At 39.8% G+C, this 22,645-nt stretch carries 21 protein-coding genes, 1 rRNA gene and 1 other annotated feature; of the genes, 15 read left to right on the forward strand and 7 right to left on the reverse strand.

Going from position 1 to position 22,645, the window contains the following annotated elements; translation table 11 throughout:
• Positions 1-7: 7 nt before the first annotated feature.
• Positions 8-883, forward strand: a complete 876-nt coding sequence (locus PI20285_RS10100; RefSeq protein ID WP_057775528.1) for an ROK family protein — start codon at positions 8-10, stop codon at positions 881-883.
• A 73-nt stretch (positions 884-956) separates the two neighbouring features.
• Here PI20285_RS10100 and PI20285_RS10105 read toward each other — a convergent pair whose 3' ends face one another.
• Both PI20285_RS10105 and PI20285_RS10110 read right to left on the reverse strand, forming a co-directional pair.
• The gene (locus tag PI20285_RS10105) at positions 957-1,361 is read right to left on the reverse strand and encodes an iron-sulfur cluster biosynthesis family protein (RefSeq protein WP_057775530.1); all 405 of its coding nucleotides are present in this window, start codon (positions 1,359-1,361) and stop codon (positions 957-959) included.
• Positions 1,362-1,713: 352 nt separating this feature from the next.
• The gene (locus PI20285_RS10110) at positions 1,714-3,888 is read right to left on the reverse strand and encodes a DUF6056 family protein (RefSeq protein WP_057775532.1); all 2,175 of its coding nucleotides are present in this window, start codon (positions 3,886-3,888) and stop codon (positions 1,714-1,716) included.
• Between the two features lie 37 nt (positions 3,889-3,925).
• Here PI20285_RS10110 and PI20285_RS10115 point away from each other — a divergent pair, with 37 nt between their 5' ends.
• From PI20285_RS10115 to PI20285_RS10150, 8 genes are all read left to right on the forward strand, one after another.
• Positions 3,926-4,462, forward strand: a complete 537-nt coding sequence (locus PI20285_RS10115; RefSeq protein ID WP_063698703.1) for a helix-turn-helix domain-containing protein — start codon at positions 3,926-3,928, stop codon at positions 4,460-4,462.
• A 59-nt stretch (positions 4,463-4,521) separates the two neighbouring features.
• On the forward strand, positions 4,522-5,340 hold the full coding sequence (locus tag PI20285_RS10120; RefSeq protein ID WP_245080689.1) for an IS3 family transposase: 819 nt from the start codon (positions 4,522-4,524) through the stop codon (positions 5,338-5,340).
• Between the two features lie 735 nt (positions 5,341-6,075).
• On the forward strand, positions 6,076-7,536 hold the full coding sequence (locus tag PI20285_RS10125; RefSeq protein ID WP_057774926.1) for an ABC transporter permease: 1,461 nt from the start codon (positions 6,076-6,078) through the stop codon (positions 7,534-7,536).
• Between the two features lie 147 nt (positions 7,537-7,683).
• Positions 7,684-8,340: an ABC transporter ATP-binding protein gene (locus PI20285_RS10130; RefSeq protein WP_057774929.1), complete on the forward strand. Its 657-nt coding sequence runs from the start codon at positions 7,684-7,686 to the stop codon at positions 8,338-8,340.
• A 109-nt stretch (positions 8,341-8,449) separates the two neighbouring features.
• Entirely contained in the window at positions 8,450-9,136 is a 687-nt protein-coding gene (locus PI20285_RS10135) for a response regulator transcription factor (protein WP_057774931.1), read from the forward strand.
• Positions 9,136-10,404, forward strand: a complete 1,269-nt coding sequence (locus tag PI20285_RS10140) for a sensor histidine kinase (protein WP_057774933.1) — start codon at positions 9,136-9,138, stop codon at positions 10,402-10,404. The genes PI20285_RS10135 and PI20285_RS10140 overlap by 1 nt, the downstream gene beginning before the upstream one ends.
• A gap of 149 nt (positions 10,405-10,553) precedes the next feature.
• The gene (locus PI20285_RS10145; protein WP_057774935.1) at positions 10,554-10,814 is read left to right on the forward strand and encodes a hypothetical protein; all 261 of its coding nucleotides are present in this window, start codon (positions 10,554-10,556) and stop codon (positions 10,812-10,814) included.
• A gap of 148 nt (positions 10,815-10,962) precedes the next feature.
• Positions 10,963-11,766: a Cof-type HAD-IIB family hydrolase gene (locus PI20285_RS10150; RefSeq protein WP_057774938.1), complete on the forward strand. Its 804-nt coding sequence runs from the start codon at positions 10,963-10,965 to the stop codon at positions 11,764-11,766.
• 65 nt (positions 11,767-11,831) lie between these two features.
• Here the strand turns inward: PI20285_RS10150 and PI20285_RS10155 are convergent, their stop codons facing one another.
• From PI20285_RS10155 to PI20285_RS10165, 3 genes are all read right to left on the reverse strand, one after another.
• The gene (locus tag PI20285_RS10155; protein ID WP_156406537.1) at positions 11,832-12,281 is read right to left on the reverse strand and encodes a hypothetical protein; all 450 of its coding nucleotides are present in this window, start codon (positions 12,279-12,281) and stop codon (positions 11,832-11,834) included.
• Positions 12,282-12,444: 163 nt separating this feature from the next.
• Complete coding sequence (locus PI20285_RS10160) at positions 12,445-13,038, reverse strand: hypothetical protein (RefSeq protein ID WP_057774943.1); 594 nt, start codon at positions 13,036-13,038, stop codon at positions 12,445-12,447.
• Positions 13,039-13,158: 120 nt separating this feature from the next.
• Positions 13,159-14,205 carry a tagatose 1,6-diphosphate aldolase gene (locus PI20285_RS10165; RefSeq protein ID WP_057774946.1) on the reverse strand — a complete coding sequence of 349 codons (1,047 nt, stop codon included), beginning with the start codon at positions 14,203-14,205 and terminating at the stop codon, positions 13,159-13,161.
• Between the two features lie 211 nt (positions 14,206-14,416).
• Between PI20285_RS10165 and PI20285_RS10170 the strand changes: the two genes are divergently transcribed.
• The gene (locus PI20285_RS10170; protein WP_057774967.1) at positions 14,417-14,869 is read left to right on the forward strand and encodes an ASCH domain-containing protein; all 453 of its coding nucleotides are present in this window, start codon (positions 14,417-14,419) and stop codon (positions 14,867-14,869) included.
• Here PI20285_RS10170 and PI20285_RS10175 read toward each other — a convergent pair.
• Complete coding sequence (locus PI20285_RS10175) at positions 14,866-15,363, reverse strand: methylated-DNA--[protein]-cysteine S-methyltransferase (protein ID WP_057774949.1); 498 nt, start codon at positions 15,361-15,363, stop codon at positions 14,866-14,868. The genes PI20285_RS10170 and PI20285_RS10175 overlap by 4 nt on opposite strands.
• A gap of 92 nt (positions 15,364-15,455) precedes the next feature.
• On the opposite strand from PI20285_RS10175, the gene PI20285_RS10180 reads away from it, so the two are divergent.
• The 3 genes from PI20285_RS10180 (at position 15,456) to tyrS (ending at position 18,045) form a co-directional block, all read left to right on the forward strand.
• Positions 15,456-16,166 carry an AzlC family ABC transporter permease gene (locus PI20285_RS10180; RefSeq protein WP_057774953.1) on the forward strand — a complete coding sequence of 237 codons (711 nt, stop codon included), beginning with the start codon at positions 15,456-15,458 and terminating at the stop codon, positions 16,164-16,166.
• A complete protein-coding gene (locus tag PI20285_RS10185; protein WP_057774956.1) occupies positions 16,151-16,477 on the forward strand; it encodes an AzlD domain-containing protein in 327 nt (108 codons plus the stop codon). The genes PI20285_RS10180 and PI20285_RS10185 overlap by 16 nt, the downstream gene beginning before the upstream one ends.
• A 47-nt stretch (positions 16,478-16,524) precedes the next feature.
• Positions 16,525-16,728 (forward strand) — a binding site (T-box leader).
• 63 nt (positions 16,729-16,791) lie between these two features.
• Positions 16,792-18,045, forward strand: a complete 1,254-nt coding sequence (tyrS, locus tag PI20285_RS10190; protein ID WP_057774959.1) for a tyrosine--tRNA ligase — start codon at positions 16,792-16,794, stop codon at positions 18,043-18,045.
• Positions 18,046-18,468: 423 nt separating this feature from the next.
• Here the strand turns inward: tyrS and PI20285_RS10195 are convergent, their stop codons facing one another.
• Complete coding sequence (locus PI20285_RS10195; protein ID WP_057774962.1) at positions 18,469-19,374, reverse strand: LysR family transcriptional regulator; 906 nt, start codon at positions 19,372-19,374, stop codon at positions 18,469-18,471.
• Between the two features lie 130 nt (positions 19,375-19,504).
• Here PI20285_RS10195 and PI20285_RS10200 point away from each other — a divergent pair, with 130 nt between their 5' ends.
• Both PI20285_RS10200 and PI20285_RS10205 read left to right on the forward strand, forming a co-directional pair.
• Positions 19,505-20,698, forward strand: coding sequence for an aminotransferase-like domain-containing protein (locus PI20285_RS10200; protein WP_057774965.1), 1,194 nt, complete (start codon positions 19,505-19,507; stop codon positions 20,696-20,698).
• Positions 20,699-21,065: 367 nt separating this feature from the next.
• Positions 21,066-22,643, forward strand: a 16S ribosomal RNA gene (locus PI20285_RS10205).
• Positions 22,644-22,645: the final 2 nt, after the last annotated feature.

Here is a 22,645-nt window from a genome sequence, read left to right on the forward strand (position 1 = left end):
ATTCATTTTGAATAATTTAGGTCTAATTGATATCGGTGGAACTTCAATCAAGTTTGCCGTTTGGGATGGAAACCAATTGGTGGAACATGTTGTGCGAAAAACGCCACACACACTGGATGAGTTTTATTCAGTATTAACTAGTGAAGTTTTTACAATGAAGAAAAATTATCAAATCACCGGGGTTGGAATTAGTTCGCCGGGTGCTGTAAATAAGAAAACGGGTGTCATTGAAGGCGCTAGCGCTATTCCGTATATTCATAATTTTGAGATTCAACCAGAGCTCGAAAAACGATTTGGTTTAAAAGTGAGCATGGAAAATGATGCCAACTGTGCGGCACTGGCAGAACTTGAAGATGGTGCTGGTCAGGGAGCCGATAGTTTAGTATTTTTTGTTATCGGTACCGGGGTTGGTGGATCGGTCATTGTAAATCATAAAATTTGGCATGGCGCTCACTTATTTGGTGGTGAATTCGGCTACATGTTATCCAGTGATGATCAAACTGTCAGCAATCTTGGGACTTCGGTAAGTGTGGCAGCTCATTATAATCAAATTGCTAAAACTGAAAAAACGGGTAAGGAAGTTTTCAATCTGGCCAAAACTGGTGATGAACTGGCAATCGAGTCCGTTCAAAGGATGTATTGGACGTTGGCTAAGGGGATATACAACTTACAGTATAGTTTTGATCCGGAAAAAGTTGTGATTGGTGGGGCAGTATCCAATAATCCAGATTTGATTCCAAATATTAATAAAAATATCGAAAAAATCCGTAAAGAAGTTAAGATTGCCTCAATTAAACCGGAAGTTGTGGCATGCAAATATACTGATCAAGCTAATTTACGGGGTGCGGTCGTTGATTTTGACCAGACATATGGTAAAAATTAAGGATATCAAAAAAGAGATGACAAACTTGCCATCTCTTTTCATATTTATTAGTTTATATCGGTTTTTAAACTTATTAGCAGATTTTTCCGCCCAAAGTTGTCATTTCGTCTTTCATTGCTGCTTTATCTTGAGTAGGTGCTTTGTAATTTTCAACGGTCACAGCACCATCTAAAACACCACTATCATCAGTAAGCTTTAAAGAAGCATTCTTGTAATCAAGTGCCAAGCCGTTACCAAGGAAAGTTGTTTCTGGATCGCCAGTGGTCATGTAGAGATCAGCGTTGTTGTCAAGAGCCACCGCGTAATCTGAGTCTGATTGGTCAGTGACAACTAATTGAAACTTATTACCGATCGAACAGGAGCCACCTAATTTTGAAAACTTACTGGAGCCATCATCTAAAGCTAAAAATACGTGCTTACCAGCGGGAATCTTCTTTGCTAAATATGTTTGGGCTTCATCTTTAATATTGATTTTCATTATGCTCACCATCTCTCAAATATTTGTTGTAACTTTGACAACACACTAAGTTTACTAGCTTACTTTAAATAAGTAAAGAAGACTGCTCAAAGTAATTTTTAAAAAGTTTTGCGTATTTAATCTTTATTTAAAGTAGGGGCTTTAATATGAATTTATTCATTAAGAAAGAAGTGATTTTTTCTCACCTTCCAAATTTGGAAGAAGATGGATATTTTCCATATGTTCAACTCCCCTGTAAAAATTAACTTACATCATTAAAAGCTATTCAATTAGCTCAAAGACCGAATCATACCGCGAATGTGATTCGGTCTTTTTCTGTCCAAAGATCACCAGAGCCAACGTAGTGTCACGTTTAATCGTGTTTACTTTGTCGCCAGGCAATAAACGAATCCCAAACAACAAAAATAATTCCACCAATAATTAACCAACGTGATACCGGATTTAAAATGATACGCTGCCAAAACGATCGTTTGTGAACTTGAATTTTTAAGATCCCCAACCCCGCGGCTGGCATTGTTAAAGTTCTCGCCTGATTCTTTTGTAATCGATAACCTAACGGAGCAGCAATTTTAAATGTGTCACCGGTTTTGACTTGAACAAAGACCTGCTTAATTTGTTTGTGACCTTGTAAATAATTAATTGTGACGCCTTGTAAACTCGGTCGTACCCACATATTGACGTCGGCGTTGGCCTGATTAGTAAATGTGTAGGAATCAGGAGCCTCTTTTGTAGTTGTATACCCAGTAGTCGAAGCATTACTGAGATCGAAAGCCTGTCCCACTTTTCCGCTAATTGGTTCTGTGCCAACAATTTTATTCGTTTTTTTAATGCGATAAACTAATTTGGCGCTAGTTTGTTTGGGCGTCTTTTTTACATGAATTGTGATAGATTGATTTGCGGCGTTTGTAAAAGTATAGCTTTGCGGATTATTAGTAACTGTTGTGTAGCCTCCAACGGAAGCCTGACTGATATTAAACGTGCTACCGACATTACCACTAATTGGTTCAGTTCCGACCTGCTTGCCTGATTCGTCAACATAACGTAGATAAGCTGTTTTCATAGTGGTCGCAGCGTGAACGGATTTTGATTGAAAAGTTTTTAAGACTTGGCTGTGGAAATGGTTTAACCATTGGTAGGTTCGCCAAGTAATGCTCTTTCGATTGATTGGCACCTTGGCAGGTGATAACGTATTATCGATAGTGACCGATTTAAGGCCGTAATAGCGCGCCATCCAAACGTTAAAACACTGCTTATTAGGCTTGCCAGGACTAACATAGGTTGAAGAAAGATACATATTATGATCATCAGTGACAGGTGGCATGCCTGGGACCTTTGCGTGCATGATATTATGCTTGTAATCAGTTCGGGCAATGGTGTCGCCGGCTTTCCAATAAGTAAAGGATTGGTAATTAGTTTTCACGGCATTGTCATAAATGGGAATGCTAATAAAGGCAATGATTATTGTCGCAATAACTGGCAGTATACGCGGTAACCAATAATTTTGTCTGAGTTTAGCATGATCGTAAAGAAGACTTAAAAGGGCGATGATAAAGTAAACATTGGGGCAAAAAAATACACGACTAAGAATTTGTGGGGAAACAACTAAAGCTACAATCCCTAAAAATCCACCAACCGCATAAATTACACCGGCAAAATAGCTACGTTGTTCGTGCCATTTAAAATCACGCCCGTAAGCATGGTGCTGGATGTATAAATAACTGGCTAATAAAATTAAAACTAAAAGTAATGTCCCTGAATATTTAAGTGTGCCCCTAATTAAGCTAGCGATGTCGAATTGATCACCACGAACGGCCACTTGGTTCATGCCAGAAATAACTAAGACAATAAAACTGACTGCACCAGAAAGGCCGCCAGCCCATTTCCAGCCGAGCTGACTATTTTTCCAATCAAAAATAGTAAAAACAAAGGCGACGAATAGGGTTAGGGGAGCTGTGTTTTCGTTTGTACCACCGGCCAAAAAGCCAAGGATCAGCATCCCAATAAACATTAAACGGGGATGCTTGGCATGGTAGTTAAAGCGGTAGGGTAGTAAGAAACCTAGGTAAATTAGTGCTACCCAAAGATAGTTAAAACCACCAGATAGCCATAAAATTGAAGTGCCAAAGTCAGGTAAGCAAATCCACATCAAGGCAAAAGTCAAAGCTAGGTAGCTGACCCGAAGCTTTTTAAGTCGTCCAAAAACATGAATATTGATCAATAGACCTACTAAAACGTAAACGACGCTATTGGCAATGTTATAGACTGATTTTGGAAACTGCATAAATAACTGCACGCCTGTATGAGCAACAAAACGGCCATTATTGAGGCGGGTGTGATTTTGAATAGACTGGATTAAATCTAGTGGATTATGAATGCCACGTAAATGTTGCGTTGGCCACTCCCCTTGAAAGAAAAAGTGGTAAAGATAATCATCGGCCGAATAGCCGGTATAATCGTTTAATTGTTTAAATAAAATGTAGACAAAAAATATAATTATGCCAAAACCGATAATGAAGTGAACCCCCAAGATTGGACAGATAAAATCTAATCTTGGGGGTTCTTTTATGGTTAAATTTAATTTTGATTTCAAAGTGAAAGTAGTAACTGAATATTTAGGTGGTCTGCCCGTTAATTCATTAGCACACAAATACAGGATTGGTAGTAGTGCCACAGTTTTAAATTGGATTCAAAGATATGAGAAATTTGGCCTTAACGGTCTTAAACGCAAAGCAATGGATTTAGAATATGCTAGCCAGTTCAAAGTCGATGTATTAAACTGGAGAAAACAAAATCAGGCCTCGCTTCCAGTAACTGCCTTACATTTTAATTTATCCTCGCCGAGTACCATTTGGCAATGGGAAAGTCGGTTTAAGGCATTAGGAATTGTGGGTCTAGAGCGAAAGCGAGGCAACGCCAAGAACATGGTAAAACACAAGAATAAAAGTCGCAAACCCATTGTCCAAAAGGACAATTCCACAGCCAAAGAGGATTTAAAACAGCTTCAAAAAGAAAATGAAATGTTAAAGATTGAGAACACCTACCTAAAAAAATTAGAGGCCTTAACTCGGAAAAAATCAGTACAAAAGAAATCTCAGAAATAGCCATCGAGTTAAGGCAACTATTCCAAACTTCTATCAAACTGATTCTTAAAGTAATCCAAATTCCACGCAGTACCTATTACTACACTCAGAGTCATGAGAGACGTAAATTTGATGATGACCAGATTATTCAAGCAATAGACGAGATTCGCCAAAAAGATCCAAAATACACCAAAAAATACGGCTATCGAAGACTTACAAATGCATTACATGATTTAGGATTTAAAGTTAATCATAAACGCGTTTTGCGAATTATGCAGGAACACGGGTGGTTGTGTCATGCCTTTAATCGACAAACCAAAAAATATAATTCATATAAAGGTTTAGTGGGTAAAATCGCCGCTAATCGCTTAAAGCGACGCTTCAAAACCGATAGACCTTATCAAAAGCTCGTCGCAGACGTTAGTGAATTCAGATATGGAAACATGGGAATGAACGAACGAGTTTACCTCGAACCAGTTCTTGATTTGTTTTCTGGAGAAATTCTAGCATTCAATATTAGTGAACATCCAACAGTTAAATTCGCAATTAAACCGCTTAAAGAGGCTTTAGAAAAGCTACCAAAACTAAATTACCGGACAACAGTCCATACTGACCAAGGCTTTCAGTATCAACATCGACACTGGCAGCAGGTTTTAAAGCAACATCACGCTTATCAAAGCATGTCACGTAAAGCAACTTGTCTTGATAATGCGGCGATGGAGTCATTCTTTCACATTATGAAAGCTGAAATGATGGATGAACATTTTGAAGATAAAGCTAGCTTAATCCAAGCAATGACCGAATGGATAGGTTTTTATAATAATCGTCGAATTAAAACAAAATTGAACGGCAAGTCCCCGGTAAAATACCGAGAACTCGCCGTTCAGAGAGCAGCATAAATATTTGTCCAATTTTATGGGTTCACTTCATAATCCGTGCTAAATATAACAATTTTTTATTCACGATAAACGCACCTATTCTGTCTATTAAACCGATTTTAATGTTTCAATTAATTGTAGCATAAGGATGATATCATAAATGCATAAATTACGTGAAAAGTCGTAGCTTGCAGGCTTTTCCTTCTGTATAAAAAGAAATTTGGATTCTTTTGTTACTTTTAATCTTCGTTTAAAGTCGGCGTCATATTATGAATATATTCATTAAAGAAGGAGGCGGGTTTTTAAAACCTTCCAAATTTGGAAGATGATGGAATATTTTCCATATGTTCAACTCCCCTGTAAAAATTAACTTACATTATTGAAAGCTATTTATTTAGCTTATAGACCGAATCATACCGCGAATGTGATTCGGTTTTTTTGTGCCATGATTCTTGCGGTCAGAACTGCGGCCACAAGAATGGACAACGTCCGGAGCATAAAAGATTTTCGGTACGAAAATCAACGAAAGAGCGGAGTAGTGCCATGATTCTTGCGGTCAGAACTGCGGCCACAAGAATGGACAACGTCCGGAGCATAAAAGATTTTCGGTACGAAAATCAACGAAAGAGCGGAGTAGTGCCATGATTCTTGCGGCCAGAACTGCGGCCACAAGAATTTTATTTTAATCACAGCCCTTAATCTTCGTTTAACGTAGGCTTCGTAAAATGAAACTCATCAATACGAGGAGATGAGGAAATGAATTATTTAAAACGGTCAATGCTTTACTTGACCCATAAAAAAGGTCAGAGTTTGTTGTTGCTGCTCATTATGTCAGCAATTTTGGTTTTTGTATTATCAGGACTCATTATTCAAAACGCCGCAGTGTCAGCAACCAATAGTGTGACAAAATCGGCAGGTACCACGATTAGTGTTTCGGCTAATCGAGAAAAGATGTTTTCAAAGATGCGACCGAGTTCTAGTTCGTCTAAATCCAAGCCAAAGACGATCACGACGCCTACTGTATCTAACACTAAAATTAAAAAGGCTGGTAGTTTAAATACTGTTGCCTACTATAATATTACGAATACGGCATCTGTAAACGCCAGTTCGTTTGATACGGTATCCACGACTACTGGCACTTCTGGTGGCATGAGCGGCGGTGGTATGAAAGGTAGCGCTTCTACTGGTGATATCAGTATTGATGGGGTTTCAAGTACTAAACTAACCTCAACATTCGTTTCTAAATCGAATAAAATCGTTTCTGGGCGGAATATTACCACTAGTGATGCCAATACGAAAAACGTTGTAATTGAAAAAGAATTGGCAACGGAAAATGGTATTAAAGTCGGCGACACAATTACAGTTAAAATGACAACTTCAGGTAAGAAATCAATTAAATTAAAAGTTGTCGGAATTTACAAAGCAAAATCAACCAGCAGTACTGCGCCGGGTAGCGAACCAAGTAACACGATTTATACCAGCTACACGCTGCCTGCAACAATTACGGGTACAGAGGGTAAATCAAGCACGGTGACATATACGCTTGAAAATTCAGCAAAAGAAAAATCAACCACTAAAAAAATTAAAAGCATTATAAACAGTAGTTCATTTTCAGTAAGTTCAGACGATGCCAGTTACAAACAATTGTTACAACCAATGAAAAACGTGCAATCTTTTGCTAAGAAGATTGTTTGGTTAGTTGCGATTGCTGGAACAATTATTTTGGCGTTGATCATTATCTTGTCCGTTAGAACGCGCCAACGAGAAATCGGAGTTTTGGTTTCCTTGGGCGAATCTAAATTGCACATTGTCGGTCAATTGTTCTCCGAATTATTCGTTATTTTAATTGGTGCGATGGTTGTGGCCCTTCTGCTAGGGAGTTTTGTGGGCAACAAGGTTGGTAACCAATTATTAGCCCAGCAGCAGACCACCTCGGTTTCAAGCACCACAGGTTCGACTGGTGGACCTGGTGGTGGCGGAGCTCCTGGCTCAAGTCAGGCCGGCGGCGGTATGCGTGGCGGTGGCATGGCAACACAATCCGCGACGACAACTAGTGCATCAAATAAAAAAGCATTGAAGACGCTAAACACAAGTATCACGCCAAGTTCAGTGATTAAACTAGGTGGGATGGGGCTTGTAATCATAGCTTTAGCAGTCTGTGTGTCAGCTATCAGTATTTTGAGGTTGCGACCAAAAGATATATTGATTGGTGAATAAATGTGATTAAGAGTAATTTAACTAATTAAAAAACTTAAATGTATCTGGAGTGGAAGGATTGGCATGTCAAGTGTGTCAGTGATCCACACTGTTCCATATACCAATACCGGAATGACCAGATAATGCAAAATATGAGGAGTTGACGAAATGTTAACAGTTAAAAATTTAACCCACTGGTATGGAAAAGCCGATAAACCGCTGTATGAAGATGTAAACTTAAGTTTTGATTCTGATAAAGTTTACACAATTGTTGGTTCCTCAGGTTCTGGAAAAACAACTTTCCTATCCTTTATTGCGGGCTTAGATAAGCCCCAAAAGGGTGATATATTTCTAGATGGGACAAATATTAAAAAACTAGGTGCGACCAATTATCGCAAACATAAGGTAGCCATCGTGTTTCAACAGTATAATTTGCTGACGTACATGTCTGCTTTGGACAATATTATGACGGCACTTTCGGTGACCGACTCTGAACACCAAGGCGAAAAACAGTATGCTTTAGATTCATTAAAGAGTGTCGGGATTGAAGAAACGGACGCTAAGAAGAATGTGCAAAAACTTTCTGGAGGCCAACAACAACGTGTCGCAATTATCCGTGCCATGTTGGTGGATGCCAACATTGTCATCGCGGATGAGCCCACTGGAAATTTGGATGGTGAAAATTCGAGAATGATTATCAAATTATTCCAAGACTTGGCCCATGAGCATCATAAAACAGTGATTATTGTGACTCATGATCCAGAAATTACGGATCAGGGTGATGTAAAAATTAGTTTAGAGGATCGTAAATTTGTGGTTTCCTAACTAAAAATGCGAAGAGATGAGGTTAGGACAATATTATTCTTTGTCTTAACCTCATTTTATAGGTTAGAATAGATATGAGATAAAAAATGAAAGAAATTAGGGATGCAAGATGACAGATATCGTAAAAATATTATTAATTGAAGATGATCATCAGCTTTCAGACAGCGTGCGTGACTTTTTAGTTGATATTGGTTCAGTCAAACAGGCGTTTGATGGTGAAGAAGGCGAATATTTGGCGACGGAAGAACCTTATGACCTGCTGATCGTTGACCTGATGTTGCCGCTGATGAACGGTTTGGAAATCATTAAAAAAGTTCGCGAAGCTAAAATTGAAACACCAGTGTTAGTTTTAACGGCGAAAGATAGTTTGGAAGATAAAATCACGGGTTTTGACACGGGGGCCGACGATTATTTAACGAAGCCATTTCATCGTGAAGAATTAATCGTACGCGTGAAAGCTTTACTCAAACGAAGCGGGGTTTATCAAGATGATAAACGCTTGTTAGTTGATGATAACATGTGGTTAAATACGGAAAATCGTCAAGTGATGGTGGATGATCAACCTTTAAAGCTTGTGGGAAAAGAGTACGAGATTCTCGCTTATTTGGCACAAAATAAGAATATTATTGTTTCTCGAGAACAAATCTTTGATCGGATTTGGGGGATGGATTCAGACACAACGATTAATGTCGTAAATATTTATATTAGTAATTTACGGCGAAAATTAGAAAAGGCAGGCCGTCCCAAACTAATTCAAACTTTACGTAATGTAGGATTTCTTTTGGAAGTGAATTAATGGATAAAATAGTAAATAGAAAGCAGCAAATTAGACTGTTTCTGTTGGAATTTTTCAGTTTTTTAATTATTTTTACAGTTCTTGGAACGATCATTTTTTTGTTTTACCAGCGCAATACGTATAACAGCATTGATAGTACGTTGACACAGCGTACACAAATGGCCGCGAACAGTACAAATATGATGGGACCGCCAGATTTTCAAACAATTACGGTCTATTATAATTCTAAGGGAAAGATTCTAAACTCGCAGTATTTGAACAATATGGCGAGCACGGTTTCTAAAATTAAGGTCAATAAAAACCAGCTTAATAGAATTTTCAATATAAAGTCGGGAGATACAACGTTGCGTTGTGCCTACGTGAAGGTGCTTTCCAAAATGACCATGAAACGTGGGGATGACAAATTACTTAAAGCCAGTAAACAACCAAAATATGTCTTAGTTATAAAAAATGTAACGCCCGAACTTCAGGGTGTGAATCGCTTTAAAGACCTACTTTTGGCGTCCTTGATTATCTTTGGGCTGATTGTGTTCATCATTAGTTACATCATTTCACGGTACAACATGAAGCCGGTGTTAAAAGCGTGGAAACAACAAGAAGAATTTGTGGACAGTGCGGCTCATGAAATCAGAACTCCGTTAACAATTATTCAAAATAAGCTTGAAGGTTTAATGACAAAGCCCAATGATACGATTAAAGATCAAATTGGGGCCATCATCATGTCGCTTTCGGAAATTCGGCGGCTAAATGGACTAACCAGCGATATGCTGACGCTAGCACGGGCAAATTCCAACGTAATTACGTTAGAAAAAGCACCAGTTAACTTTTCTGAATTTATGAATGAAATTTTGGAACCTTATACGGATTTGATTGAGAGCGAAGACAAAAAATTAGTAACTTCAATTAATGTGGATAAACCTGTGTTGGTTGATGCCAAAAGGTTACATCAATTAATTGTTATTCTGTTGGATAATGCGATCAAATACACCCCAACTGGCGCAACGATTACAGTCAATAGTAGTATTGAAAATCGTAATTTAAAGATTCAGATTTGCGATACTGGGATCGGAATTAGCGATAAAAATAAGAAATCAGTTTTCAAGCGTTTTTATCGTGAAGAAAAATCTGGGAATAAACAGACAGGCGGTAATGGGTTAGGCTTATCAATTGCTGAATGGATCGTCAGAGCACACAATGGCCATATTAAAATAACTGATAATCCAGGTGGTGGTTCAATTTTCACCGTGTTATTACCAGTTGCAAAATAAAAATAGAAACATGTTGCTTTTTTCTGAGGAAAAATAAGCAGCATGTTTTTTGGTGATTCATAATTTAATTACATGGTCTTCATGAAAAATTCATACTTTTCCTTTAAAGTCTACCTTATAATAATTATAAGAAATTTGGAGGGATGATCATGCGAGATGAAGAATGCAGTTATCAACGATTTGAGGTTATTTGCAGCCAATGCCCAATGATTAAAAATGGTTTTAGCGGGCGAGCAATTAAAGAATACGAGAATACGTACTTAATCGAACTTGATATGAATACGGTTTGTAAAGAGGATCGTCGTTCGTTAATGCGCATTAAAGTCTTTAATGGTCGCGTAGTGATTGGGAAAAAATATATTCAAGCGATGAAAAATAAAACTGTGAACAGTAACGAAAAATTAGCATAAAAATACCGGGCGCTTACTTTAATTTGTAAGCGCCTTCTGTTATGTTTTAAAAAGAAGTGTTTAAAAAAAGTAATTAGTTTATGACCAGTTACTTTTTAGACACGTTTGCACTAGAAAATAAATTTTAGTGCATTTGGAGGAGAAGATTATGACAGATAGAATAATTGCCGTTGACATGGATGGAACTTTTTTAAATAGTGACCAGGATTTTGATCATGACTATTTTTTAAAATTGTATCCTCAAATGCAGGAAAAACATGTAACTTTCGTGGTTGCCAGTGGAAATCAAGATTCGCAGTTACGGGCGTTCTTCCCCAAAACAGCTTCGACTATTTGGTTTGTTTCCGATAATGGGGCCTTAGTAAAAGAACCAGATGAATCAGTCATGTATTCAGCAAAAATGGATCCAGCTGCATATCAGCATGCGATTCAATTCTTAGATAGTTTACCAGATGTGCATCCGATTGTTAGCGCAGTTCACAGTGCTTATATTCTAGATTCTGAGCCAAAATCATTTTCTGAAATGACCGCTAGATATTATTATAAATTGCAGTCAGTAAAAGACTGGGATGAGATTGATGATACGGTTTTGAAACTGGGAATGTCTTGTCCAGATGAGCAAACAGAGTCAATTGTAAAAATGCTTCAAAATGAGTTAGCCGGAGAGTTGTTGCCTGTTTCATCAGGGCATGGTGATATTGACCTGATTATTCCGCATACACATAAAGCGAACGCCATCAAGCGTGTCGCTAGTCAGCTCCATGTACCAATGACTAATGTGGTCGCTTTTGGTGATGGTGGCAATGATGCAGAAATGCTCAAAGAAGCTGGGCTTGGTTTTGCGATGGCTAATGCGCCGCAAACGATAAAGGCAATCGCAAACGATGTAGCGCCTGATCATGACCAAAATGGCGTTCTTGTTACGATTGAGAATTTATTAAAACAGTGGTAAAGAATTGAACACAAAAAACTTCCGAGGCTATTGTGGCTGCTTCGGAAGTTTTTTGTTGGTTATTTTTAGTGTTTAGAACGATTATACCGGATTCGAAAAAGGGTTCCCAGGACAAATGTGATTAACGCGATCGCATAAGTCCATCCTTTGTAAATCGGTAGTTGCTCACGGGCTTCTAGCAAATACTGATTTTGAAAAGCATTTTGATATTCACTGGTTAGCTTGGTTTGCACACCGGCGCCAATTGCAGAATTGATAATGAGTGGCGATATGCCATCAGATTCAAGCTGTTTTTTAACGCTGTCTTGAAATCCAGTTGGATCCACTTTGATTGCTTTACCCTCGTAAACCTGTTCGACGGCAGTTTTTAAATCAGGTTTAATGACGTCTGAGGTGACCCGAATCGTATAGCCGTCGTATTGTGGAATTTTTGCATTAACGGTGTCCGTAATTTGGTTCACAACTGGATCACTCGTGGCAACAATCACACCAAAACTTTTGTTGAAAACTGTCAATAAACAGATGACGGCTAATACAAAAATTACATATAGGAATGTTGAAAAAGCACGCGAACCATATTTTGGTTTAATAAGACGTTTATGTTGTTCTCTGATAATTGGCGCCTCCTTGGTGTAGATAAGTAAGTTTCTCCAAGACTAAGCCCCAAATAGAGTTTTGTCAATTTGACATGAGCTGATAGGGTTCTTCTTCAGGGTTAAACGTGGTGGCTAACCAGCTGAGGGGCGTATCTTTAACCATATTTTCATAGCCTTTTCGGGCAATGGCGTCATTCATGTCTTGCAGAGATTGAATACTACCGAATTGTTTGAGATGCATCGGATCGTTGACAGTTGTCTGGTTGAAAATAGGCGATGCCAATAGGACAGCTGCCGGTAAAGGTGTGGGCGTATCAAAATAATAGGTAGTATCCGGAAACTCCAAGATCGCAATGGTGTTATTGGAAACTCTTCCTGGATAATACACAGCAAAGCCCCGCATGATTAAGACGGTGAGTGATTTTAGCTGGTTAATGGGATAACTTTTGTATTGATTTCCCTCTATTAGAATCGTGATTTTGTCATCATCAAATGTAACGGTCGTTTTTGAACGCATTTTTGGATGTGCAACGCGGTGCTTGAGGATACTTTTGCCCCCACGTGGATATTCTTCGCCATTAATTTGAATGTGAGCCCAAGATAAGAAAGGATCAACCCCGTCTTTTTGAGGTTTAAATGTAATTTGAGATTTTAAAATATCAGCACTAATGTTCATAAGAATCTACCTCCCCATAACTTAAAATAGAAATATGAAAACGTTTACGTGATATCACACCGATATCGTAACACCGTTCTCACAAAAAAACAATCTATTTTAATTTTTAAAGGTGAGATCCTATAGCTCGAATGGATTATCGAAAAGTTCAAGCGATTTTTGACCACCAAACCGGTCATACCAAGGAGTTGCATAATTTTCGAGAATGTCATTTAAAGTCGTTAGATTTGTTTTGCCAGTTGTTGCTAACCAGTCTTTTAAGGCCGGCTCGCCTTGAGCAACATAAAGCTGAATGGCTTCCTCCCATAGTGACTGACCGACTAATATACCAGCAAACTTAGTCCCAGATTGACCAGCAAATTTAACTGCGGATTTAAAAGTTTCAATAGATTCTGGACCACTTTTATATAAGAATGGGCGGGTGGTTGTGTCGCTAGCTTCTTTGAAGAGTTTAGCCGCTTCTCGTTTTGAATAAACGGGAGTCACGTCAGTTTCAGCAAAGCCTTCCACAAATTGCAAATTAACTGGCATTTCAATTTGAAGCATGTCAATATGATATCGTGATTTAGTTAACTCCTTGATAGTATCAATGATTAACGCTGGCTGGATTTTAGCAAATGCTGCACTTGTTTTATCTGTAACGGCGTCATCGTAAACAATTGGTTCGATAAAAAGTGGTAAGTCAGCTGCCAAAGCTTCGGCACCAATACGTTCCAAAAAGGCTTGTTTTTGATCATTAATCTGCGCGTCACCATGGGGATTGTAAGCCACCCGTACTTTTACACCGTTTGTTTTGGTGTGGGCGAGACGATTTAAAGAAAGACTGGATAAAAGCCGCGGAAAATGATTGTTTTTAGAATTATCTGGTTCAGAGCAATCGTAGGCAGTGATGAGACCCGCTTGAGTAGTTTTAGTCTTCATGGCTTCGGATCCGAGTTCTTGATCCAGTAAAATTCCTGAGGCGTAAGGAGAAAGGTATTCAGAAAGTAATTGTTTGAATTCATAACATTGTTTTTTATTAAATTGATGGCCAGATTGTTCCTGTGATTGCGCCATTAATTTTTGAAACGATTTACGCTGATCGAGGCCTAAGATAGTTAAGGTCCCTTCGTCATCAGCTAATTTTTGAAGGTTTTCAAATTTACCACGTGATAGTTTTGTTGGCATGGATTTTTTCTCCTTTTTGGTATTAATATTTTGTTCTAATTATATTCTCAATCAGTCCATCTGTGCTAGGTCAGTAAAATAACTTCTGGTGAAACTGAGTACAGAGTAACCGTATCACAACGTTTAGAAAGATGAAATTGTTCCGTTGCAATGGAGAGCTTAAATGGCATTAAAATGCTATAATGATGGAAATATTTCACGAGGTGATTTTATGGATCATAAGGCAGAAATAAAGGCTTATTGGCAATCGTTTGTAAGCAAACATCATCTTCAAAATGCTACTTACAGTGCTTGGGCGTTTGGTAATAGTCCTGAAATGGCAAATGAATTGGCAGATCTTACGTTTAAGGGAATCAAAACGGCGACAACTTCGGCATATGACTTATATGAAGAAAACGAACCTTATCCGCAAGTGGGCGAATATAACATTATTTTGGATGGCAGTGGGCATCCGGTATGCATTACCAAGACCGTGGTAACCGAAATTATGCCATACAAAAATATGACAGCTGAACATGCTTACCATGAAGGTGAGGGTAACCGGACTTTAGCTTATTGGCGGAGTGTTCATGAACCATTCTTTAGAAACGAGTTTAAGGAAGCTGGCCAAACGTTCACTGAAGACATGACCTGTTTTTGTGAAGTTTTCGAAGTTGTTGGCTAAGCATTTTTAACGCGTGATTCAAGAGCCAATAACTGACGTTTCAACGGTAATCCGCCGTGATAGCCGCCAATTGAACCATCTTTGTGCAAGACGCGGTGACAAGGAACAACGATTTGATTGGGATTTCTTCCGACGGCATTGGCAACCGCTCGAGCAGCAGTTGGTCGGCCAATTTTTTCGGCTAGGGCGCTATAAGTAGTCGTTTCTCCGTAGGGAATGGTCTGTAGGGCCTGCCAGACGGATTTTTGAAAAGGGGACCCATTAAATTCAATTGGAAGAGTAAACTGCTGGGATTTGCCGAGCAGCAAATTTTTGAGTGCCGTTTTATAAGGATTCGTTTTGTCGGAATTTTTTAAGAGCTGGGCATTAGCAATGTAGTGGTGCAGTTCTTCTTCTGAATTGCTGGACCCTACGAATGCTAGCCCATGGTCGCCAACAGCAATTAGGTAGGTGTAGTCTGAAACTGTGACCCGATCGATGTACAAAGTTTTCATGATGGCCTCCAAAAAACGTGATTTTGTCTAAATTATAACAAATAAGTAGACAAATGAATTTAAAAAGAAACTAATCAATAAGGGATGATGTTGTGAACGAACAGTTAGATTTTGAAACGGGTGTGAGAGAGGCAATCCCAACAGTTTTGGGATACATAGGAATTGGCCTTGCTTTTGGAGTCGTCGGGAAAACAAGTGGTTTGAGTGTTTTAGAAATATTTTTAATGTCGCTAATTACATATGCGGGGTCGGCACAATTTATTATGGTGAGCTTAATGCTGGTTGGAAGCTCCATTCCATTCATCATGTTGTCGGTCTTTTTGGTTAATGCGCGATTCATTTTGATGAGCACCACAGTTGCCCAATATTTTCGGAAGGATTCACTGGGACAAAACATTGGCATCGGATCGTTGTTAACTGACGAATCGTTTGCATTGAGTATGAACAAGCTTAATTTCACGGATCATCATCTCAAACCTGGCTGGATTCATGGTGCAAACATTGTGGCTTACTTAACGTGGGCGTTTGCCACAGCAGCTGGCGGATTATTGGGTAATTTGGTGGGCGATCCGAAAGCATTTGGGCTGGATTTTGCTTTGGTGGCAATGTTCATTGGCTTACTTTATCTACAAATGATTACGGATAAAAGTAAGGCCTTTGTTTTTCAAATTTTTATGGTCGTGGTAGTCTGCTTTTTGATGTATGGATTAACGATTTTCTTTTCAAATAATGTAGCGCTGATTGTGACAACGTTGGTCGGCTGCTTTTTAGGGATGGTGATTGAACAATGGCGCTCACGATGAACGTATTATGGACAATTATCGGGTGTGGCATCGTGACTTGGCTATCACGGGTAATCCCATTTGTCCTGGTTAAAAACTTTGATTTGCCAAAATGGCTGATTCAGTATTTAAGCTTTGTGCCATTGGTGATTATGACGGCCTTAATTATGGAAAATATTTTTACCCATCATGCGGGGTCATTGCCAACGGTTAATTATGAAAATCTGCTTGCAACAGTACCGACTTTTGTGGCGGCCATTATTTCAAAAAGTCTGATTGTGATTGTTGTGGTGGGGATTGTAAGCATGGCGTTGATTCGGTTGGCTTTTTAAAAAAATTCTTGACTTATCAATATAACTCTCTTAACATGAAACTAATATCAAAAGCAATGCGATAATCGAAGTAGCAGACTGCCCAACATTTCAGAGATCTGGTGGTATTGAGAACCAGAATGTGGTGGTTGTGAATTACAGTTATCAAGCTTCTAAATCTATAAATTAGCGATTCATCTCGTTATCGATGTTGAGTGGTTGCAGTTAATTGCAATAACTTGGGTGGTAACGCGGAGAATTTCGTCCCTAGAGTCTTTATTGACTTTAGGGACTTTTTTTATACTATTTGAAACAAAAAATGAGGAGGAACGGTTATGAATATTATTGATGAACTAAAATGGCGTGGGGCTGTGAATCAAACAACTGACGAAGAGGGGCTACGCGAATTAGCAGAGAAGCAACAAATTGGCTTGTACTGTGGGGTGGATCCTACGGGTGACAGTTTGCATATTGGCCATTTGATTCCTTTTATGATGTTGAAACGATTCCAACTCCAAGGCCATCATCCAGTAATTGTTATTGGTGGTGGAACGGGTGCGATTGGTGATCCGTCTGGTAAAAATTCAGAACGAGTTTTGCAGACGATGGACCAAGTTAAACATAATGAAGATGCCATATCTGCACAAATGATTAAATTGTTTGGGACAGAAAATTTCACCATTGTAAATAACTATGATTGGCTTTCAAAGTTGTCTTTGTTAGATTTTCTTCGCGATTACGGAAAGCTTTTTAACGTCAACACGATGTTGAACAAAGAAGTTGTGGCAAGTCGTTTGGAAGTGGGAATTTCTTTCACGGAATTTACTTACCAAATTTTGCAGTCCATTGATTTTCTTCATCTATACAAACATGAAAATGTGCAACTCCAGATTGGTGGTGCCGATCAATGGGGAAATATTACTGCCGGAATCGATTTAATTCATAAGGTTGAAGGTTCAGATACGGACGTGTTTGCGCTCACGATCCCATTAATGCTTAAGGCTGATGGGACAAAGTTTGGAAAAACGGCTGGTGGCGCTGTATGGTTGGATCCAAAGAAGACTTCACCATATGAATTCTACCAATTTTGGATTAATCAAGATGACCGGGATGTTGTGAAATACTTGAAGTACTTTACATTCTTAGGTGAAGACGAGATTAACGAATTAGCAGATAAGGTTCAGACGCATCCAGAAAAACGGGAAGCTCAGCGCCGTTTGGCGGAAGAAGTGACCAAATTTGTGCATGGTGAACAGGCGGTAGTGGAGGCCCAACACATTACTCAAGCATTGTTCTCCGGTGAAGTGCAAGACCTAACAGCAGAAGAAATTGAACAAGGTTTTAAGAATATGCCTTCTGTTGAGGTTAGTGATGAAAAGAAAAATATCATTTTATGGCTAGTGGATGATACAAAGATTGAGGCATCAAGACGCCAAGCACGAGAAGATGTAAAAAACGGAGCTATTCGGATTAATGGTGAAAAGGTGCAGGATGTAGACGCTGAAATTGATCCTAGTGCGCATTTTGACGGCAAGTTTGTGATTGTGCGTCGTGGAAAAAAGAAGTACTTTTTGGCTAGGGTTAAGTAAAGTGAGTGAGGCAAAACGGTAAGAGGCTGATTGTAAGCACAACGGATGCGGGATCGCAATCCCGCGGGAGTTGTGCTTACAATCAGTCTCTTGTTTTGCCGAGCTGTCCTAAGGCATAGCAAAAAAGTGCAGTAAGAGTGGTGCTGGATGCGAGTTCTTGCGGCCAAACTGTGCCACAAGAATCGACAGCGAACGGAATAAGAAAGATTTTCGTTTCAAAAATCAACCAACGAAATGGAGTAGTGCGGGATCGCAATCCCGCGGGAAGCATACTTATTTCCGGCCTTTTGACGTGCCAAACTGTCCTAAGGCTTAGCGAAAGATCGCCACTGGCTTCGAAACTGCAACTACTATATAGAAGAAAAAATAAAAAACGACTAGTTTTCAAGCAGTAAAATTGCTTGTTGAAACTAGTCGTTTTGTTTATTTAACGGGCTGTCCTAAGTAATCAGCTTGATAACGGTTTGCGAGATAGTCGTGAATTTCCGTCAACATTAGTTTCGTGGAGGGCGCCTCTGCTTGAGTTTTATTGACACTAAGGCAAATTGTTCGGTAATACTGATGAGAAAATGGATAAACATTGACATCACCAGTCAATTTTTGAAGAGCTAGTTGAGGCAAGATTCCAAACCCAAGGCCACTTTCTACCATTGAAAGAATGGATTGATCATCAATAGAGTACGAAAGGGCATTTGGTGCAACAGCGTAGCGATCCAAAGTCTTCTTTGTGTCACGATCATAATCGATTTGTTGCAAAATGAAGCGGTAGTCGCCAATATCGTCAGTTGTGATATAGGTTTTATTTTTAGGGACAAAGTTAGCGGGCGTGACGCAATAAATGGGGTCAGCTACTAATGACTCGGTAGTTAATTGTGCGTCTACAGGCAGTGCGGCAAAACCAATGTCGACTGTGCCAATTCTTGTCATTTCGGCAATTTCTGAAAACGTTCCTTGAGTGATGGTTACATCAACACCGGGATATTTTTTCTTGAAATGTTGGATAATGGTGGGCAACCAATTAATGCAGACACTACTGAACGCACCTATCCGGATCGTACCTGAGTTTAAACCCCGAATTTGATCGGCAACTTGTTGTAATTGTGATTCACTATTTAAAATATTTTGAATAACTGGCAGAATTTGTTGACCGTCAGGGGTGATCTCCACACCAGTCCGGTTTCGAATGAATAGAGGAAAGCCGAGATCATTTTCTAGTTGGCTGATAGCATGGCTTACCGCGCTGGGAGTAACGTTTAAAACTTTTGCAGCCTGACCAAAATTTTTAGTTGTGACAACTTGTGCAAATATTTCGTAAGAAAAATTAGCCATATTAGCCTCCGCTTTAGTTTGGTAGTGAAAAGGATTCACATTTTATTGAGAACGTTGAGTTTTACTTCATATTAAATAATTAGTATCATGGAGTCAATAAGTATTGTAGATATTATGGGAGGAAATAGAAATGACAGAAGAATTTGCAAGTCGGGTTTCGATAACGTCAAAAAGCGGGTTGAATGCAATCTATCCGAGTCATGACCCGGAAATGATCTCTTTTACTGGAGGATTTCCAGATGCAAGTCTGTTTCCTACCCAAGAGCTTGGCGACAGCTTTCAAAATGTTATTAGTGGAAAGCAGACGCCGTTCCAATATCAAATTGGTGAAGAGTCTGAGCCGTTGCGTAACCAAATTTCCCAATTATTAGCGGCTGATGGGACGCAAGTGGACGCTTCTAAAATTATGGTGACCCAAGGCGCACAGCAAGGATTAGACTTGGTTGCTAAACTTTTGATCAATAAAGGGGATGGCCTGGTAGTTGAAGGGCCCACTTACATTGGGGCTTTGGCTGCGTTCGATGCGTATGAACCAACCTACTATACAGTAGGGATGGAAGAAGACGGAATGAACCTTGTAGATTTGAAAAAAATTTTAATTCAGCAACACGTAAAACTAATTTATACAATTCCTGATTTTCAAAATCCGACGGGAACAGTTATGTCGTTAGCTAAACGGAAACAGTTGGTTGAACTGGCTAATCGTTATGATGTTCTGCTATTAGAAGATGCTCCCTATCGTTGGCTACGTTATGAAGGGGAATCATTACCTACTTTAAAGTCACTGGATACTCAAGATCGCGTGATTCAATTGGGTAGTTTTTCGAAAATCTTAGCACCTGCCCTGCGTTTAGGATGGCTAACAGCAGGAAATGACCTTTTTGAACGACTACAAGAACTTAAAGGTGGCTCCGATTTAGAAACTTCTAGTTTGATGATACAAACGGTTGACTACTATTTAACACATTACGATTTGAATGAGCACTTGGGCAAGCTGCAAAAGAGCTATCAAGTTAAACGGAATGCCATGATGAATGCAATGGAAAGATACTTACCGGATTTTGCTCACTATACAAAACCGCAAGGAGGATTCTTTACTTGGTTGACAGTGCCTGAGGATCTTGACTTGGAAAAAGTGCAAAATAATCAGTTAAAACCCAGTTTTCACGTGATGATGATTCCATCTACCAATCTATTTCCAGATAAGACACATCGAAATGGTGCAAGAATCAGTTTCAGTAATGTAACTCTTTCACAGATTGATTTAGGAATACAACGGCTATCAAATGGCCTGTCTAGCGGTTATCAAAAGAGATCCGTTTAAATTGGTATAGGTGAAATTGGTGAAAGCTTTTCGAAAGAAATGAAATTAATTTGAAAAAGTGCTTGACGAAATGTTCTCAGGTTGTTATATTTATATACGTTGTCTGACGGAGATAAGCGTGCCAAGACGAAAAAAGAAATAAAAGTTTTTCTTGACAAGCTTTTCACCAGATGATATACTTATAAAGTTGTCGCGGTTGATAAGTTACAAAGACCGAAACGGCAATTGGTAGACCTTTGAAAACTGAACAAAGTTTCGACAAAGTAAAATGTGTAGGGTCTTCAAATGAAAATTTTGAAGCAAACATTTGCGAAGTCAATTCGTTTTAAACAATGAAACAACAAATGAGCTTGTAAAAACTCAAGTATAATATGAGAGTTTGATCTTGGCTCAGGATGAACGCTGGCGGCGTGCCTAATACATGCAAGTCGGACGCACTTTCGTTGAATGATTTAGAGATGCTTGCATCGAAGATGATTTTAACTATAAAGTGAGTGGCGAACGGGTGAGTAACACGTGGGTAACCTGCCCAGAAGTGGGGGATAACACCTGGAAACAGATGCTAATACCGCATAATAAAGTAAACCGCATGGTTTTCTTTTAAAAGATGGCTTCGGCTATCACTTCTGGATGGACCCGCGGCGTATTAGCTAGTTGGTGAGATAAAGGCCCACCAAGGCTGTGATACGTAGCCGACCTGAGAGGGTAATCGGCCACATTGGGACTGAGACACGGCCCAGACTCCTACGGGAGGCAGCAGTAGGGAATCTTCCACAATGGACGAAAGTCTGATGGAGCAACGCCGCGTGAGTGATGAAGGCTTTAGGGTCGTAAAACTCTGTTGTTGGAGAAGAACGTGTGTGAGAGTAACTGCTCATGCAGTGACGGTATCCAACCAGAAAGCCACGGCTAACTACGTGCCAGCAGCCGCGGTAATACGTAGGTGGCAAGCGTTATCCGGATTTATTGGGCGTAAAGCGAGCGCAGGCGGTTTCTTAAGTCTAATGTGAAAGCCTTCGGCTTAACCGAAGAAGTGCATTGGAAACTGGGAAACTTGAGTGCAGAAGAGGACAGTGGAACTCCATGTGTAGCGGTGAAATGCGTAGATATATGGAAGAACACCAGTGGCGAAGGCGGCTGTCTGGTCTGTAACTGACGCTGAGGCTCGAAAGCATGGGTAGCGAACAGGATTAGATACCCTGGTAGTCCATGCCGTAAACGATGAATGCTAAGTGTTGGAGGGTTTCCGCCCTTCAGTGCTGCAGCTAACGCATTAAGCATTCCGCCTGGGGAGTACGACCGCAAGGTTGAAACTCAAAAGAATTGACGGGGGCCCGCACAAGCGGTGGAGCATGTGGTTTAATTCGAAGCTACGCGAAGAACCTTACCAGGTCTTGACATCTTCTGCTAACCTAAGAGATTAGGCGTTCCCTTCGGGGACAGAATGACAGGTGGTGCATGGTTGTCGTCAGCTCGTGTCGTGAGATGTTGGGTTAAGTCCCGCAACGAGCGCAACCCCTATTATTAGTTGCCAGCATTAAGTTGGGCACTCTAGTGAGACTGCCGGTGATAAACCGGAGGAAGGTGGGGACGACGTCAAATCATCATGCCCCTTATGACCTGGGCTACACACGTGCTACAATGGACGGTACAACGAGTTGCGAGACCGCGAGGTTAAGCTAATCTCTTAAAACCGTTCTCAGTTCGGACTGCAGGCTGCAACTCGCCTGCACGAAGTTGGAATCGCTAGTAATCGCGGATCAGCATGCCGCGGTGAATACGTTCCCGGGCCTTGTACACACCGCCCGTCACACCATGAGAGTTTGTAACACCCAAAGCCGGTGGAGTAACCTTCGGGAGCTAGCCGTCTAAGGTGGGACAGATGATTGGGGTGAAGTCGTAACAAGGTAGCCGTAGGAGAACCTGCGGCTGGATCACCTCCTTTCT

Origin of the sequence: Pediococcus inopinatus (assembly GCF_002982135.1) — a bacterium.
GTDB lineage: Bacteria > Bacillota > Bacilli > Lactobacillales > Lactobacillaceae > Pediococcus > Pediococcus inopinatus.